Consider the following 17,126-nt stretch of genomic DNA (forward strand, 5'->3'; position numbering starts at 1 on the left):
TTTATCCCTTCTTTCTCATGCTGCAAATAAAGAAACCATCTGTTCCGAAATAATGAGGAAGAATTTGCACACTTCCGTTTTGAACAAACGGAGCAACCTGCTCAGGCAGCCGTTCATTAAGAGATAGATCGGGTTCGAAGTCTTGGTGTTCTTGTAAAAACGCATGAATCACTTGTTGATTTTCTGTTGGATCCATTGTACACGTACTGTATACAAGGGTTCCGCCCGGTTTTAAAAGCGGGGCCGCTTCCTTTAAAATGGCCTGCTGGATAGCTGCAAGCCTTGCTGAGTCTTCTTGTGACTTTGTATATTTCATATCTGGTTTTCGTCTAATGACGCCAAAACCGGAACACGGCGCATCAATGAGAATACGGTCAAACGAAGCTTCGCTGTAATAGTCTGCTGCTTTCCTTGCATCAAGTGCTTTTGCCTCAATGTGAGTAAGGTTCAGACGTTTTGCTGCTTGTTTGATGAGTTTCACTTTATGTTCATGTAAGTCGAGTGAAACAATTTTCCCCTCATCATTCATACGTTCTGCAATATGTGTTGATTTTCCGCCAGGAGCCGCACAGGCGTCAAGCACCGTTTCTCCCGGCTGAGGGTCAAGCGCTCTTGCAACAAGCATAGAGCTTTCGTCTTGTATCGTAACATAGCCTTCTTGAAAAGAAGGGGTTGAGACGATAGACCCTTTCATGAGCTTAAGTGCATCTTCAGATAAATCGCCAAGCTCCGTTTCAATGCCTGCATCCATTAGTTTTTGCTGCAGTGCCGTGCGGTCAGTTTTCATTCGATTGACGCGAAGCGTCTGCTTTGGCGGGACTAAATGAATGCGGCACATGTTTTCTGCCGCTTCAAATCCGTACGCCTGAACCCATTCCTGCACAAGCCATAATGGGTGGCTTGTCTCAATGGACAGCCGCTTTACTGGATCTTTAATCGCATCAAATGACGGAACGCCTTCTCTTTGTACGGAACGAAGAACACCGTTCACAAGTGAAGAAATGCCTTTGTGCCCGCGCTTTTTCGTTAGCTCGACAGCTTCATGAATGGCTGCACGATCTGGGATTTTTTCAAGGTACACCATTTGATAAAGTGACATCCGTAAAAGCTGCATCACCCACGGAGCCACCTTTTGCGGTTTTTTCACAAAGGGCGCAAGCATATAATCTAATGCCAGCTTATTTTGCAGTGTACCATACACAAGCTCTGTTAACAGCGGTTTGTCCTGGTCAGCTAAGTCTTTATCTTTCATGACTGACTGCAAAAGCAAATTACTGTAAGCTTGGTTTTGTTCGAGTTTGATTAAAGCGTCCAGCGCTACTTCTCTCACATTACTTTTCTTCATTCATTAACCCTAATTTCTGCCCAATTTCGATATTTGCGCCTCTTAAGAAGTCTTCGCCGCTCATTTTTTTCTTACCAGCCGGCTGCACACCTGTTAATATGAGGCCTTGCTTATTCCCCGTTCCAATGACCGGACCTTCTTTTTGAAGCTCAATCACTTTCCCAGGTTCTTCTTGCGCTTGCAGCGGAACCTTTTTCGCTTCCCATACTTTTAAATGAGCGCCGTTCCATTCAGTATAGGCAACTGGCCATGGATTTAGCCCGCGAACTTGGTTGTAAAGCTCTTCACCGGTTTTTGTCCAGTCTAATCTTTCTTGCTCCCGCTTAATATTTGGCGCGTATGTGGCCGCTTCTTCATTTTGCGGAATCGGAGAAATAGACCCGCTCAGAACATTTGGCACCGTATCTTTTAGCAGTGCGGCACCAGCTGTACTTAATTTGTCATGCAGTGTTCCAACATTGTCTAATTCATCGATTTCCACTTCTACTTTACTGATCATGTCACCTGCATCGAGCCTTTCCACCATGTACATGATCGTAACGCCTGTTTTCTTTTTGCCTTGAAGGATCGCATAATGAATCGGCGCGCCGCCTCTTAGTTCTGGCAGGAGCGAGGCATGAACATTGATACAGCCAAACTTAGGTTCATCGAGTAACCGTTTAGGTAGAATTTGCCCAAATGCAGCTGTGACGATTAAATCCGGCTGTAATGAAAGCACTTTATCAATTTCTTCATCTAGGCGTACCTTTTCAGGCTGCAACACAGGAATGCCGTGCTTTAAGGCTTCCACTTTCACAGGAGGCGGTGTGAGCACTCGCTTTCTTCCTTTCGGGCGGTCTGGCTGCGTGACGACCCCTACCACTTCGTATCCTTCTGTTATCAGTGTTTGCAGCACAGGTACTGAGAAATCAGGGGTTCCCATAAATACGATACGTGCCATTTTCTTCACCCTTCCATTTCCGCAAGTTCTTTTTCTGTATAGGTTTCAATGATTTTTGACGTAAATAAAATGCCGTCTAAATGATCAATTTCGTGCAATAAAGCTCTTGCTAAAAATCCGTCTGCTTCTATTGTAAATGGTTTGCCTTTCTTATCAAAGGCTTTTACCTTCACATAGTTCGGTCTCTCTACAGTACCGTATAGGGATGGAAAGCTCAGGCAGCCTTCAATATCTGTTTGGCTTCCTTCTACTTCAAGCACCTCGGGGTTCACTAAATCAATTCTGCCAGATTCTTCTCCAATATCTACAACAGCGATTCTTTTTGAAACACCGATTTGTGGTGCTGCTAGTCCAACTCCATCAAGCTCAAGCATTGTATCATACATATCATCTAGCAGTTTTTTCAGCTTTTTATCGAACGTATCGACACGCTCTGTCTTTTGTTCAAGCACTTCTGCCGGATGTATGACTATTGGTTTTACTGCCACTTATAGCCCTCCGTTTTACATCATCATATATGGATTCATATCTATTGAAATCATCAATTGTTTTTGTTCCATTTCCTTTTGATAATGGTCTTGTATTTTCCGTAGTAAACTTGCCAGTTCATTTTCCCTTTTGTATTTTATCACGCATTGATAGCGATATCTATCTTTGATCTTAGCGATTGGTGATGCAGCCGGACCAAGGATTCGCGTATTCGGTGCACAATTCATTTTTAGGAACTGGACAATTTGATCAGTCACATGTGCTGCCTTCGTCACTTCCTCATGTGACACTGTCACCATCGCCAAAAAGTAATACGGCGGATAGGACTGGTGGCGGCGATGCAGCATCTCCTGTTCATAAAAGGATTCGTAGTCATGCTGCTTCGTTAATTCAATACTATAGTGAGAAGGCGTATACGATTGAATAATGACCGAGCCCGCTTTTTCATGCCGCCCTGCCCTGCCGCTGACCTGTGTGAGAAGCTGAAATGTTTTTTCACTTGAACGGAAATCAGGGATGTGAAGGGATGTATCCGCACTGAGAACACCAACAAGTGTGACATCTGGGAAATCCAGTCCCTTTGCAATCATTTGCGTCCCGAGCAAAATGTCCGCTTCTTTATTGCCAAAAGAGGTAAGAAGCTTTTCATGAGCACCTTTTCTAGACGTTGTATCCACATCCATTCGGATGACTCTTGCCTCTGGCAGTACTTTTGTCAGCTCTTCTTCTACACGCTGCGTCCCCGTACCAAAATAGCGGATATGCTCACTGTGGCATTCTGGACATTCAGCAGGTACTGGTGCTTCGTGACCACAATAATGGCACTTCAGCCGTTTTTGATAGCGGTGATAGGTGAGAGAAATTTCGCAATGAGGACATTGCTCTACATATCCGCAATCACGGCACATGACAAAGGATGAATAGCCTCTTTTGTTCAGAAATAAAACGGCTTGTTCTTTTCTTTCAAGCACTTCCTTTAACCTAAGCATCAATTCCTCTGAAAACATGGAGCGGTTGCCATTTCTTAGTTCTTCTCTCATATCAATTAACGAAACGTGAGGCAGCTGCTGCTGGTTGACGCGGTGTTTGAGCGACAGCAATGTATAGACGCCTTTTTTCGCACGTGCATAGGTTTCAAGTGAAGGTGTTGCACTGCCTAATACGACTGGACATTGATGCCGCCCTGCTCGTTCAATGGCGACATCCTTGGCATGGTAACGAGGCATTTCTTCTTGTTTATAAGAGGATTCGTGCTCTTCATCTATAATAATCATGCCTAGATTTTCAAATGGAGCGAAAACAGCAGATCTTGCGCCAACGACAAGCTTGACTTCCTTGCGATGGATTTTCCGCCATTCATCATATTTTTCTCCTGTCGATAAGCCGCTGTGAAGAACGGCCACATTTGAGCCAAATCGTTCTTTAAATCGCTGCACCATTTGAGGGGTTAACGAGATTTCAGGAACTAAAACGATCGCTTCTTTTCCTTTTTGAAGAACATGATCGATTGTCTGCAAGTAAATCTCCGTTTTGCCGCTTCCTGTCACTCCGTGCAAAAGAAAGGTTTCGTGCTGATCCTCACTCACTGCTTGATGAATATGATCGGCCGCCTCTCTTTGCTCTGGCGTGAGATCAAGTGGAGCAGATGGTGTAAACTCACGGTCACGATAAGGATCTCGATAGACCTCTTCATAGCTTTCTGTTAACAGCCCTTCTTGAATAAAGGTTTTAAGCGTTTGAGAACTTGCGCCTGTTTGCTGCTGCAAGTCTTTCACTAAAAAGGTTGTCTCTCCCGCTTCAAGCAGATAGGAGATCAGTGCTTTTTGTTTCACCGCATTTTTCTTTAGCTGCTGCTGTTTTTCTGCAAGTTTTTCTTTCGATACAGCCATCTGGAGCATGCGGACCTTTTTCTTTCCAGATTTTTGCGAGACATGGTATCTCACCTCTAGATGACCTTTTTGAACATGCTTTTGAATTTGTTTTAATTGTTCAGCCGGGATGTCAGCATAAAGAATGCTTTCTCGCTGACCGAAAAGCTCTTTCAATGACTGCGGAAGTTCTTCCTCTGAAAGCACCTGAATTTCTTTTTCATACTTTGCCTTCATGGCTGCGGGCAGCATCGATTGAAGTGCCGTGATATGATAAGACAATGTTTTTTCCGTCAGCCAGTGGGAAAGCTCCAATAGCTCATCTGTCAGAACAGGTGATAAATCAAATAAATCGACAATCTCTTTGATGTTTCCTGTCTTGATGTCTGTTTCATCTTTGACTTTTGTCACAAACCCTTGAATCTTCCTCGGGCCAAAGGGAACGACCACCCTCATTCCCGCTTTGACGAGATCTTTGAATCGATCTGGTACACGGTAATCAAATGGCCGGTCAATCGCTTTCGTTGTGACATCTACGATGACTTCAGCAATCATGCTCGATCACGCTCTTCTGGAAGCAGCTGTATTGCCTCCTTTAAAATTTCAAAGGCAAGGTCTTTTTTGCTCATCATCGGCAGCTCTTTTTTCGTTCCATCTGCTTTGATCATCGCTGCCACATTGGTATCTGTGCCAAAGCCTGCACCCTCTTTTGTAACGTTATTGGCGACAATCATATCTAGATGCTTGGATTCAATTTTCTTTTTCGCATAATATTCTACATCCTGCGTTTCAGCTGCAAAACCGACCAGCACTTGATGCTCTTTTCTTTTCCCCAGCTCTTTTAAAATATCTTTTGTCCGGGTGAATTCAATGTCCAGAGCGCCGTCCTGTTTTTTCATTTTATGAGCATATGTCGTGACAGGGGTGTAATCGGCGACAGCTGCTGATTTAATAACAAGATCAGCTTCCCCATATACCTCTAGCACAGCTTGATACATCTCTTCAGCTGATTCAACGTGCACTACATGTACATGGTCAGGTTCAATTAAAGAAACAGGTCCAGAAATCAGCGTAACATCTGCCCCCATTTGCTGAGCAGCCTCTGCAATCGCATAGCCCATTTTTCCACTAGAACGATTTGTAAAGAATCGGACAGGGTCGATGACTTCACGTGTAGGACCTGCTGTCACCACGACTTTTTTTCCTGAGAGCGGTAAGCTTTTTGGCTCATCAAAAAAAGCACGGATGTGTTCCACAATTTTTTCAGGCTCTTCTAATCGCCCTTTTCCAATGTACCCGCAGGCTAAATAACCTTCACTTGGCTCAATAAAGCGGTAGCCGTCTTCATATAATGTGCGAATGTTCCGTTTCACAGCCGGGTGATCGTACATATGCACATTCATCGCTGGAGCGATCCATACAGGCGCTGTTGAAGCAAGCAAAGTCGTCGTCAGCATATCATCTGCAAGTCCAGCGGCCATTTTACCGATTGTATGTGCTGTTGCAGGGGCAACAAGAATGAGATCGGCCCAGTCAGCTACGTCAATATGCGCAATGACTCTTGGATTGTTTTCTTTGAATGTATCCACATATACCTCATGCCTAGACAGAGCTTGGAAGGTTAGCGGAGACACAAACTCACGAGCAGATTCCGTCATAATCACTCTGACATTTGCGCCTGCTTGTACAAGTTTACTAGTAAGTGCTGCTGCTTTATATACGGCGATTCCTCCGCTGACACCGAGCAAAATATTTTTTGACTGTAACATTTGTTTGTCCCCCTTAACGGCCTTTTTCACAAATTCGTCTACAATTCAAAAAAGTCAAAACCAATCATAGTTTTGACTTTTTTGAACGTATCGTATCTGCATAGCAGAAGCGATGTGTTATTCTTGATCCTCTTTTTCAAATGTCAAAAGACCAGCGTCGATTTCTTCTAGTGCTTTGCCTACAAATTTGTAAGACTTTGTGTTTTCAATCTGCTGATCTTGGTGGATCTGCATTTCACGTGCACGGCGTGCAGACACTGTTACAAGTGTATATTTTGAATCAAGTTTGTTCATCAATGAGTCAATTGAAGGATCTAACATGGTTTATTCTACCCCCAGCATTTTTTTATATCTCGGTGCGACTCTGTCTCTGCGCAGGTGTTCTGCAAGGACGATCGCTTTGATTCTTTCACAAGCAAGCTCGACATCATCGTTTTCAACGACATAGTCGTAAGCATCCATCATTTCAATTTCTTCTTTCGCAGCGGCCATTCGGTTTCGAATGAGCTCTTCAGATTCTGTACCGCGTGTAATGATGCGGTTTTGAAGTTCTGAAAGACTAGGCGGTGCAAGGAAAATAAATAGACCTTCCGGGAATGCTTCTCTTACTTGAAGTGCACCTTGCACTTCAATTTCAAGGAAAACATCTTTTCCTTCGCTTAATGTCTGTTCAACATAGTCAACAGGCGTGCCGTAGTAATTCCCGACGTACTCTGCCCATTCTAACAGCTTTTTGTTTTCAATCATATGTTCAAATTCTTCCCTGGTTTTAAAGAAATAATCGACACCATTTCTTTCACCTTCACGCGGTTTGCGTGTCGTCACAGAAATAGAGTATTCAAATTTCGTATCTTCCTGGGAGAAAATGGCTTGTCTGACCGTTCCTTTTCCAACTCCCGAAGGTCCAGAGAGAACGATTAAAAGTCCTCTTTCTTTCATAATGGCGTATTACCCCTGCCCTTCATCTATGATTTCTTCTTTTACAGAAAGTCTTTGCGCGACAGTCTCAGGCTGAACGGCAGATAAGATGACATGGTCACTGTCCATAATGACAACAGCACGGGTTCTTCTTCCGTATGTAGCATCTATGAGCATGCCTCGATCTCTTGCGTCTTGTATCATTCGTTTAATCGGTGCTGATTCCGGACTGACGATCGAAATCATCCGATTCGCTGAAATGATGTTTCCAAATCCGATATTGATCAACTTTATGGTCATCTTCTTTCGTCCCCCTGTAATATAAACGTCTCTAGTCTCGCCGAAAGAGACGCACTGTAAACAGCATACACAATGACTATTCTATATTTTGCACTTGTTCTTTTATTTTTTCAATAGCACTTTTCATTTCAACCACCAGCTTTGTTAAATGGTGATGGTTCGCTTTCGATCCAATGGTGTTCACTTCACGGTTGAGCTCCTGTACAAGGAAGTCAAGTTTTCGGCCGGCAGCACCGCCTTGCAGCAAGATTTGCTGAAATTGCTGAAAGTGACTTTTTAATCTCGTAATCTCTTCTGTAATGTCGCAGCGGTCAGCAAAGATGGCAGCCTCTGTTGTCAGTCTGCTCTCGTCAAGCGCCTCTCCGATCCATTCTTGCAATCGCTGATTCAATCGTTCTTTGTACTGACTCACAACCTCTGGTGCAAAGACTTTGATTTCTTCTGTATAGGCCTCTAGTTCAGAAAGCCTTAGTTCACAGTCTTTTTGAAGTGATGCTCCCTCTTGCTCTCTCATGAAGCAAAGCTCCTTGACAGCATCCTCGCAAGCTTCCATCAGCAGCTGCTCTAGCTGTTCATTTCGGCTGGCTGACTCTTCCACCTGAACGGCAAGCTCAAGCCCCAATAAGTCATGTGCATGCTGAATGCCTGAAATGTGATAGCGTTCCTCGAGGTCTTTTGCGGCTTTCATGTATTCATCAAGCAGCGGCCAGTCGATCTGTAAGGACCGGCTTGCTAGTTTACCGCCTTCAATCGTGACAAACAGCTCAATTCTACCGCGCTGCACGTGACGAAGAATGATCTTTTTTAATGTATCTTCGAAATATAAAAGCGGCCTCGGCAAACGGGCATGAACCTCTTTAAAACGGTGATTGACCGATTTTAGCTCAACTGACACTGTCAGTTCTCCATCCGTTTTACTCGCTTGGCCGAATCCCGTCATACTGCGTATCATGTTAAAACACCCAATTCTTTCATATTAATAAAATGAAAAAGGTAATAGCAGACACTATTACCTCAAAATTATACCATAATGAATTATTTTTTTCTTGTCAAAAGTGATCCTGCCAGTAAAAAAGTTGGCAGTGCAGACATCCCGATGATCAGCAGCCAATCAATTGGTGCAATCGCGACCGTTTTGAAAATTGGCTGAAGCGGCGGGTAATAAATGACCACAAGCATGAGTAAAAGTGATGACAAAACCGCACCGATCAAATAGAGGTTCCCAAATGGATTACGTTCAAAAATGGACCGTTCACTGCGGCAGTCAAATACATGAATGAGCTGCGCCAAAACAAGCGTACTAAATGCGACAGTCTGCGCATATTGCAGGTTGTTTGGATCGCGGTGATACACAAATATAAATGCCAAAAGGGTCGCAAGCCCGATGAGGAATCCTCTTGAGATGACCTTCCAGCCAAGCCCTCTAGCAAAAATACCCTCTTTCATATTCCGCGGCTTTCTCTTCATGACATCGCCTTCTGGCTTATCCATGCCAAGTGCCATAGCAGGTAGACCATCTGTAACAAGGTTTACCCATAAGATTTGTATAGGAACGAGCGGCAGCGGCAGCGCGAGGAGCATCGCAAACAGCATGACCAAAATTTCTCCGACATTTGATGCCAGCAAATAGCGGACAAACTTACGAATGTTTTCATAAATATTTCGGCCTTCTTTAATGGCGGATTTAATGGTCGCAAAGTTGTCGTCAAGTAAAATAAGAGAAGACGCTTCCTTGGCTACGTCTGTACCAGTGATGCCCATGGAGATACCGATATCTGCTTGTTTAATGGCAGGCGCATCATTGACCCCGTCGCCTGTCATCGCTACAACATGACCATTTTTTTGATAGGCTTTGACAATTCTCAGCTTATGCTCAGGAGAAACCCGGGCAAAGACATATACATTTTCAGCCGTTTGCTCAAGCTCTTTGTCGCTCATTTGATCAAGTGCTTTTCCGTCGAGCACCTGTCCTTGCTTCGGTAAAAGGCTTAAGTCTTTTGCGATCGCTTTGGCCGTTTCCACGTGATCCCCTGTAATCATGACCGTTTTAATGCCAGCATCCCGGCACTCTTTAATCGCTCGTCTGACTTCAGGACGCGGCGGATCGATCATGCCCTCTAATCCGATAAATGTTAAATCAGCTTCAGCCTGCTGTACAGAGGTGATTTTTTCTGTCAGACCGACTTTTTTATACGCAATGGCAATGGTTCTAAGCGCCTGTCTTGCTAAACCTTGAATCGCAGCTTCTGTTTCTTGCCTGTGAGTGGCTGAAAAAGAAGCTGTGCGTCCGCCGTGCATGATATGACTTGAACGGTTCATTAGTACATCCGGCGCACCTTTTGCAATGACATACCGCTCTTTTTGATTTGTTTCAACGACGACTGACATCATCTTTCTTTCTGAGTCAAAAGGAAACTCCTCAATGACATGAAATCCAGCTTCGATGAATTGCTCTGTAAAACCCGCTTTACGTGCTGCGGTAAGGAGCGCTCCCTCTGTTGGATCCCCATCAAGCCTCATCTCCCCGTCTTTTTCAACGATGGTCGATGTATTACAAAGCGCCCCGTATAATAACACCTTTTGCAGGCTTGGATGCTTGTCGGCATGGACGATTTCCCCGTTTAAGGTAAAGTCACCGGATGGCTCGTAGCCTGTGCCAGAAATATTCCACGTTTTTCCCTCTGCCCACACATGGGTCACAGTCATTTTATTTTGCGTCATGGTTCCTGTTTTATCAGAGCAAATGATTGACGCGCAGCCGAGTGTTTCCACTGCCGGGAGCTTTCTGACAATCGATTTTTGTTTGATCATCCGCTGTACCCCTAGGGAAAGGGCGACAGTGACGATCGCCGGCAGTCCTTCTGGAATCGCCGCCACAGCAAGAGATACACCCGCTAGGAACATATGATACAATTCATGTCCTTGCACTACACCAAGAACAACAACGAGCACCGTTAAAAATAAAGCAGCCACAATCAGAATTTTTCCAAGCTGCTCGAGACGCCTTTGCAGCGGCGTTTCCATATTACCTGCTGCATCCAGCATGCCGGCAATTTGTCCCATCGCTGTATTCATTCCTGTACCAATGACAACCCCTACGCCGCTGCCTCTAGTAACAAGCGTCCCCATAAAGGCCATATTCGTCAAATCCCCAAGCGAAACATGGTCGCTTGAAAGCGGACTTGCGTGTTTGACCGCTGGGATAGACTCACCAGTGAGGGCGGACTCCTCAATTTCTAAGCTCTTTGTTTCTAGTAATCTAATATCTGCCCCAATCCGGTCTCCGCTTGAAAATTTCACAATATCCCCTGGCACGAGATGTTTAGACGGGATCTTGACCCATTCATTATTTCTCCTTGCATACACGTGCGGAGTTGATAATTCCTTTAACGCTTGAAGGGATTTTTCCGCCCGGCGTTCTTGATAAAAGCCGAGTACACCATTAATCAAAACAATGGCCACAATCGCAACAGCATCAATGTATTCTCCTAAAAAGGCAGAAATGATTGTTGCAGCAAGCAAGATTAACACCATGAAATCTTTAAACTGTGCTAAAAAAATGATCAGAGCCGACGCCTTTTTTCCTTCCTGCAATTCATTTGGCCCGTGTTTTTCAAGCCGCTTTTGTACATCTTTTTCTGACAGTCCGTCACCTATCGATGTATTCATTGTTTTTAATAAATCGGTTTGGTTCAGTTCATGCCAATTCATTTGACCTCGTCCACTCCTCTTTTGTTCTCTCTCATATGCAGTGTTCTATAAGCCAGTTTATTCAGACTCGTCCTAAATCATGCTATAATAATAAGACTGCCTAAAGAACGAGAAAACGGAAGGTTCTTTCAGTAGATTTGTGTGAAAGAAGAGGGTGTATCCAACATGTCATTTGACGGCATTTTTACATATGGTATGACTAATGAATTGCAAAAGGCATTAACTGGCGGAAGGATTTCAAAAATCCATCAGCCATATAAGCACGAGCTGATTTTTCATATTCGAGCAAACGGGAAAAATCATAAGCTCCTTTTATCGGCTCATCCGAGCTATGCAAGAGTGCAGCTCACCGAGCATCAATACGACAATCCAAGTGAGCCGCCAATGTTTTGTATGCTACTCAGAAAGCATCTTGAGGGCGGCTTCATTGAACGTTTTGAACAGATTGGATTTGACAGGGTCATTGTGCTTCACGTGCGAAGCCGAAACGAAATCGGCGATGAGCAGACGCGTAAGCTTTACATTGAAATCATGGGACGTCATAGCAACTTCATTCTTGTAGAGGATGGAACGCAGCAGATCATTGATGGTCTGAAACACCTTTCTCCATCTGTAAACAGCTATCGAACGGTGCTCCCTGGTTATGAATACCTACTGCCACCTGCGCAGCAAAAATTGAATCCTTTTGACGTGACAAAGGATGATATTTTGAAGCATTTACGCTTTCAAGAAGGAAAGATCGCCAATCAAATTGTCGATACCTTCTCTGGGGTTTCCCCGCTTTTTGCAAAGGAAGCAGTACACCGGGCCGGTCTTGCCAATCAAGAAACGATCCCAAATACACTGCTCGACATGTTCCAGCTCATTCGCATGCATTCTTTTACGCCGCAGCTTACAAGAAAAGACGGGAAAGAGTATTTCTATTTATTAGAGCTTCAGCATGTCCAAGGCGAGATGAAGACATTCAACTCACTCAGCCAGCTGCTTGACCGCTTTTATTTTGGAAAAGCTGAGAGAGACAGAGTCAAACAGCAGGCGGCTGACCTTGAACGGTTTGTCGTCAATGAAAAAAAGAAAAATGAAAACAAGCTAAAAAAGCTAAAAAGAACCCTTGAAGAATCTCAGGATGCACACAAGTATCAGCTCTATGGCGAATTGTTAACAGCCAATTTATATGCGATCAAAAAAGGGGATAAAGAAGCGACTGTCATCAATTATTACGATGAAGACGGCGGAGAAATTACAATCCCGCTTAAAACAAACAAAACCCCTTCTGAAAATGCACAAGCATATTTTACAAAATATCAAAAGGCAAAAAATGCTGTAGAAGCTGTAAATGAACAAATTGAGCGAACTCATGAAGAAATTGCTTATTTTGAAGAGCTGATTCAGCAGCTGTCCTCTGCTTCTCCGAAGGATTTAGAGGAAATGAGAGAAGAGCTTGTTGAAGGAAAATATTTGCGCGCCAAACAAAAGCGTCACGCCAAAAAGAAAAAACCGGCGGCCATTCAGCTCGAAACGTATGAATCGTCCCAAGGTATTCCGATTTTAGTTGGAAAAAATAACAAACAAAACGAGCATTTGACTACAAAGGCAGCTGCTCGTGATGATATTTGGCTGCATACAAAGGATATTCCTGGATCACACGTCGTCATTCGTCACCAAGCACCTGATGAACAAACGCTGCTTGAAGCGGCTCAAATTGCCGCCTACTTTTCGAAAGCAAAAGAGTCCAGCTCCGTTCCTGTCGACTATACAAAAATCCGGCATGTGAAAAAACCGAACGGAGCAAAGCCTGGCTTTGTTACGTATGATCAGCAGCAAACATTATTTGTCACGCCTGACGAAGATCTTGTGCTCAAGCTGAGAAAATAAATAAGAAAAGCCGATAAAATCCTGACATGAGGATTTATCGGCTTTTTCTTTGTCGCTTTTTTCTTTCGATGTAAAGGGCATCAAGTGCGTCAATATCCTCTTGTTCAAGCAAGGATTCAATTGCCGCCGCCAGCTGTTTTGTCCGGGCGGGGCTTGCACCGCTTGTAGAGACTGAAATCGTCACTTTTCCTGCTTTGACAACCTTCGGCACAATCACATTGCCTAGCTCTGAGTGGCTCACACAATTCACAAGCTGGTGAGGCTGTGCTGTTTGTGCAATCCATTCATTTACCGAAGGGTCATTTGTCGCAGCTACAATGAAAAATGCATCCTTCAAATCTTCAGCGTCTACCTTCTTTTCCTTCCAATTCAATTGGTATGTATCAATGAAGTGTGCCATCTCTTCAGAAAGATTAGGACTCACAATGGTTATATGGCAAGGCTCCGTGCACAGTGCCTTTGCTCTTCTTAACGCCACCGATCCGCCGCCGGCAATGACCACTTGTTTATTGGTTAAATCAAGATGGACTGGAAGCATGGCTTTCTCCTCGGAAACGAAACGCATCGTCTTTGTTTAACATGGTTTCTTGCACACGTTCAATATAAGCCGCTTTGACATGCGGATGAAAGCCAATATACCGGCATACCCGGACATCTTTCAGCCGCTTTCTCGCCTGAGCGGCTTCACTTTCAATTTCTTTCATTAAAATTCCGGTAAACAGCAAGTAAGGAACGATATAGACAGGTCCATCGTCATCTGCTGATAACTGCGCGAGAACATCTCGATAATTGGGCTCACATGCTGTAATAAAACACGGAAGAACCTCTGCATACGGAAGCAGACTTCGGACATCGTCTGCAATGCCAAACACATCTCGCTTCACATCCGGATCAGAGCTCCCGCGGCCAATTAAAAGAATCCGCGCCCGCTCGCCTTGATATCCTGCTTCTTCAATTCTTGCGGCAACCGCTTTTGTTACTTCTTGATTCACCCCGATTGGCTTTCCATATGTGACCTTCACTTGCGGGAATCGCGCGCGCACTTTCTCAATTTCGACCGGTATATCCGATTTAGCATGCATGGCAGTTAAAAGGAGGAGCGGGACGATGGCAATGTGTGTCGCTCCTTTTTTCACACAGGCCTCAAATCCTTCTTCTATAGAAGGGTCCGTCAGCTCTAAAAAACAAATTTCTTGTATATCTGCTTTCACTAACGGCATACAGCTTTTCATAAAAGAAATGGCCTTATCTTGCGCCTCTTTTACTCGGCTTCCATGCCCAACATAAAGGACAGCTTGTTTCATGCGGCTCCTCCCTCTCACTTATTTCATCAGACGAAAAGACACGATGTATGTACGTACGTGTCTTTTCTCTATCATTCTCATTTCTCGATTAATGCGGGTTCAAACCAGTTCAGTTTTTGATGAAAATGAACGACATCTCCAACAACAATTAAACTTGGATGCTCGATCCCTTCTTTTTCAACGGTTTCAGACAGTGTCGCCACAGTGCAGCAAGTTGTCTTTTGCCTCGTCGTGGTTCCCCAGTGTATAAATGCAGCGGGTGTTTCTGGATCCCGTCCATTTTTTAAAAGCAGGCGCTGCACTCTTTCCACGTTTTTGACACCCATGTAAATCACAAGAGTATCAATCCCTGTAGCCAGCGCCTCCCACTTTTCTTCAAAATGTTCATCCTTTTGATAGTGACCCGTGACAAAAGCAACATTTGAGCTGAATTCACGGTGTGTCACAGGGATTCCCGCATAAGCAGCTGCCGCAATACCAGAAGTAATTCCTGGGACAACCTCATACGGAATTCCGTGTTCAGCTAAGCATTCGATTTCTTCACCGCCGCGGCCAAAGACAAAGGGGTCGCCGCCTTTCAGCCGAACGACAACGTTCCCTTCCTTTGCATGAGCCACAAGCGCTTCATTGATGGCTTCCTGTCTCATTGTATGATGATTTGGCAGCTTTCCGCAATAAATCAATTCCGCCTCTGGTTTGGCGTGGGCGAGAATGTCTTGATTGACAAGACGATCATATAAGATGACATCTGCCTGCTGTATCGCCTTATGGGCCTTTAATGTTATTAAATCTGGGTCTCCGGGTCCAGCACCCACAATGTATACTTTCCCCATCTTGCTTTTCTCCCCCTGCCATCAGGCGATTATTTCGTTGTTGCTTTTACATAATCAACAAGACTCTGTTTGGATTCCTCACGGGATAATTCCCCTGTATCTAAGACGAGCTCAGGCTCAGCTGGCTCTTCATATGGTGAATCGATTCCAGTGAAAAATGGAATTTCGCCGTTTCTCGCTTTTTTATATAACCCTTTTGGATCACGCTCTTCACACACGTTCAGATCACATTTGACAAACACTTCGTGAAATTCCCCATCTTCGACTAACTGTCTGACAATGTGGCGGTCTTCTTGAAATGGAGAAATAAAAGCAGTGATGACAATCGTACCTTGTTCCACAAATAATTTTGCCACTTCTCCGATTCGGCGGATGTTTTCTTTTCTGTCGTCATCTGAAAACCCTAGATCTTTATTGAGTCCGTGCCGCACGTTATCGCCGTCAAGAACGGTGACTTGATAGCCTTGTTCAAACAGCTCTCTTGCAGCTGCATTTGCAATCGTTGATTTACCTGATCCGCTTAAACCTGTAAGCCAGATAATGCCGCTCGTATGATTGTTTTTCTGTTGATATTCTTTTTTTGTAATAGATGCATCATGCCACACGATATGTTCGTTGCTCATGTCATACCCTCCCTTTAAGATACCGTCGTTTTTAATCCTTCGATTAATGTTTCAATGACTTCTTTTCGGCTGAACGTGCTTGGTGGTAATTCACCGTTTCTCAGCATCGTTCGAACTTTTGTACCTGAAAGAATGACATGCTCGCTTTTGTCGTGAGGACACGTTTTTGGTGTGGCCATCGCTTCACATGTATTACAGTAGAAGCTGTGTTCAAATTTTAATGGCGTAATACCGATTTCTTCGCTTGTAAATTGATCAAATAGTTCCTGCGCCTCGTATGTGCCGTAATAGTCACCAACACCTGCATGATCTCTTCCGACAATAAAATGGGTGCAGCCATAATTTTTACGAACAAGCGCGTGAAATATCGCTTCCTTTGGTCCAGCATAACGCATTGCAGCAGGAAAAACACCTAAAAAGACGCGGTCTTTTGGATAATAACCATTCAATAACACTTGATAGCTTTTCATTCTCACATCTGCCGGGATATCGTCAGATTTTGTTTCACCGACAAGAGGATTTAAGAATAAACCATCGACCGTTTCTAATGCTGTTTTTTGAATATATTCATGCGCACGATGAACCGGGTTTCTCGTTTGGAAACCAACAATGGTTTTCCAGCCATTTTCTTTAAAATGACGTCTTGTTTCTTCTGGCTCATACGTAAATTGAGGGAATGGTTTTTCACTGCGTTTCGTCAGTGTAATTTTCCCGCCAATGTAAGTATCACCGCGTTCAAATAATTTTTTCACGCCTGGATGATTGCGGTCATCAGTTTTATAGATATTTACCGCTTCTTTTTCCTTATCTGGTGTGTATTGATCCTCTACTTCAATGACCCCATATACAGTTCCATTATAAGATAAGCGCACGATATCGCCTTGATGGATTTCCGCCGCCTTTTCTTTTGTCACTGGCAGTGTAATAGGAAGAGACCAAACGACACCACTTGCTAGCCGCATACTGCTCACAACTGCTTCATAATCAGCTTTTGTTAAAAACCCTTCAATTGGACTATATCCGCCAATTGCAATGAGTTCAAGGTCTGCAAAGGAGATCGCATCTAGTTCAATTTCCTTTGCAACTGTGCTGAGATCATATTCTTCATTTACTCGATTAATTAATACGCCACCATGTGGTGTTAAACTCAT

At 44.0% G+C, this 17,126-nt stretch carries 16 protein-coding genes; 1 reads left to right on the top strand and 15 read right to left on the bottom strand.

The annotated features are described in order from the left end of the window. Position 1: 1 nt before the first annotated feature. The 10 genes from rsmB to AC3WTB_RS01800 form a co-directional block, all read right to left on the bottom strand. Positions 2-1,345 (bottom strand): 16S rRNA (cytosine(967)-C(5))-methyltransferase RsmB, encoded by a 1,344-nt coding sequence (gene rsmB / locus AC3WTB_RS01755; RefSeq protein WP_039178451.1) that lies wholly within the window; start codon positions 1,343-1,345, stop codon positions 2-4. Next, positions 1,332-2,285 carry a methionyl-tRNA formyltransferase gene (gene fmt, locus AC3WTB_RS01760; protein WP_492333236.1) on the bottom strand — a complete coding sequence of 318 codons (954 nt, stop codon included), beginning with the start codon at positions 2,283-2,285 and terminating at the stop codon, positions 1,332-1,334. The genes rsmB and fmt overlap by 14 nt, the downstream gene beginning before the upstream one ends. A 5-nt stretch (positions 2,286-2,290) precedes the next feature. After that, positions 2,291-2,773, bottom strand: coding sequence for a peptide deformylase (def, locus tag AC3WTB_RS01765; RefSeq protein ID WP_039178446.1), 483 nt, complete (start codon positions 2,771-2,773; stop codon positions 2,291-2,293). Between the two features lie 15 nt (positions 2,774-2,788). Then, positions 2,789-5,197 carry a primosomal protein N' gene (priA, locus tag AC3WTB_RS01770; RefSeq protein ID WP_492333237.1) on the bottom strand — a complete coding sequence of 803 codons (2,409 nt, stop codon included), beginning with the start codon at positions 5,195-5,197 and terminating at the stop codon, positions 2,789-2,791. Beyond that, positions 5,194-6,411: a bifunctional phosphopantothenoylcysteine decarboxylase/phosphopantothenate--cysteine ligase CoaBC gene (gene coaBC / locus AC3WTB_RS01775; protein WP_492333238.1), complete on the bottom strand. Its 1,218-nt coding sequence runs from the start codon at positions 6,409-6,411 to the stop codon at positions 5,194-5,196. The genes priA and coaBC overlap by 4 nt, the downstream gene beginning before the upstream one ends. Before the next feature lie 117 nt (positions 6,412-6,528). Next, complete coding sequence (rpoZ, locus tag AC3WTB_RS01780) at positions 6,529-6,732, bottom strand: DNA-directed RNA polymerase subunit omega (protein ID WP_003211647.1); 204 nt, start codon at positions 6,730-6,732, stop codon at positions 6,529-6,531. Positions 6,733-6,735: 3 nt separating this feature from the next. Further along, complete coding sequence (gmk, locus tag AC3WTB_RS01785) at positions 6,736-7,350, bottom strand: guanylate kinase (RefSeq protein ID WP_024424214.1); 615 nt, start codon at positions 7,348-7,350, stop codon at positions 6,736-6,738. A gap of 9 nt (positions 7,351-7,359) precedes the next feature. Beyond that, positions 7,360-7,629: an extracellular matrix/biofilm regulator RemA gene (gene remA / locus AC3WTB_RS01790; protein ID WP_008344898.1), complete on the bottom strand. Its 270-nt coding sequence runs from the start codon at positions 7,627-7,629 to the stop codon at positions 7,360-7,362. Between the two features lie 76 nt (positions 7,630-7,705). Further along, on the bottom strand, positions 7,706-8,581 hold the full coding sequence (locus AC3WTB_RS01795; RefSeq protein WP_058837724.1) for a YicC/YloC family endoribonuclease: 876 nt from the start codon (positions 8,579-8,581) through the stop codon (positions 7,706-7,708). Positions 8,582-8,664: 83 nt separating this feature from the next. Beyond that, a complete protein-coding gene (locus AC3WTB_RS01800) occupies positions 8,665-11,340 on the bottom strand; it encodes a calcium-translocating P-type ATPase, SERCA-type (RefSeq protein WP_492333239.1) in 2,676 nt (891 codons plus the stop codon). A gap of 165 nt (positions 11,341-11,505) precedes the next feature. Here AC3WTB_RS01800 and AC3WTB_RS01805 point away from each other — a divergent pair, with 165 nt between their 5' ends. Further along, entirely contained in the window at positions 11,506-13,215 is a 1,710-nt protein-coding gene (locus AC3WTB_RS01805; protein ID WP_039178431.1) for an Rqc2 family fibronectin-binding protein, read from the top strand. A 34-nt stretch (positions 13,216-13,249) separates the two neighbouring features. Here AC3WTB_RS01805 and AC3WTB_RS01810 read toward each other — a convergent pair whose 3' ends face one another. The 5 genes from AC3WTB_RS01810 to sat form a co-directional block, all read right to left on the bottom strand. Further along, a complete protein-coding gene (locus AC3WTB_RS01810) occupies positions 13,250-13,753 on the bottom strand; it encodes an NAD(P)-dependent oxidoreductase (RefSeq protein WP_492333240.1) in 504 nt (167 codons plus the stop codon). Next, entirely contained in the window at positions 13,734-14,519 is a 786-nt protein-coding gene (locus tag AC3WTB_RS01815; RefSeq protein ID WP_372555904.1) for a sirohydrochlorin chelatase, read from the bottom strand. The genes AC3WTB_RS01810 and AC3WTB_RS01815 overlap by 20 nt, the downstream gene beginning before the upstream one ends. A gap of 77 nt (positions 14,520-14,596) precedes the next feature. Then, entirely contained in the window at positions 14,597-15,352 is a 756-nt protein-coding gene (gene cobA / locus AC3WTB_RS01820) for a uroporphyrinogen-III C-methyltransferase (RefSeq protein ID WP_047202132.1), read from the bottom strand. A gap of 29 nt (positions 15,353-15,381) precedes the next feature. Beyond that, the gene (gene cysC / locus AC3WTB_RS01825) at positions 15,382-15,975 is read right to left on the bottom strand and encodes an adenylyl-sulfate kinase (protein WP_492333241.1); all 594 of its coding nucleotides are present in this window, start codon (positions 15,973-15,975) and stop codon (positions 15,382-15,384) included. A gap of 14 nt (positions 15,976-15,989) precedes the next feature. Continuing rightward, a complete protein-coding gene (gene sat / locus AC3WTB_RS01830; protein WP_404527038.1) occupies positions 15,990-17,126 on the bottom strand; it encodes a sulfate adenylyltransferase in 1,137 nt (378 codons plus the stop codon).

It is taken from the genome of Bacillus sp. EB106-04-04-XG123 (assembly GCF_058791855.1).